Annotated in this window: 1 protein-coding gene; it reads right to left on the bottom strand. The window is 66.7% G+C overall.

Annotated features, from left to right (window positions below; genetic code table 11):
• On the bottom strand, positions 1-204 hold a 204-nt coding region (locus ACZ6JE_RS15135; RefSeq protein ID WP_464319469.1), incomplete at its 3' end, for a PspA/IM30 family protein.
• Between the last annotated feature and the right edge of the window lie 117 nt (positions 205-321).

The following is a 321-nucleotide window of genomic DNA, read 5'->3' as shown; positions in this document are numbered from 1 at the left end:
GACGTCCTCGGCATGGTCCTGCTCGATGAGACGCAGGTTGCCGATGGTCTGAGCGACGGCGCTCTCGGCCTCCGAGATGCTGCTCGTGTAGTCGCGGACCAGCTGATCGAGCATGAGGCCCGGGTCCTCCGCCTGGTCGAGGAGGCTGTTGATGTTCGCCCTCGTCAGCTGGGCGATGCGACCGAAGATTGACTGCTTCGACATGGGGTGGTCCTTTCGAGTGGGTGGTCGTGGGTCGTGAGTCGTGTCTGGTTCGAAGAGTCCGGGTCAGAACCGGCCGCCGCCGGAGCGCCTGCCGCCACCGCCGCCACCGCCGCCGAA

The organism is Frigoribacterium sp. AC759 (assembly GCF_979256015.1).
Note: the sequence above shows the minus strand (reverse complement) of the source record. Positions and strands in the feature narration are given on the sequence as shown.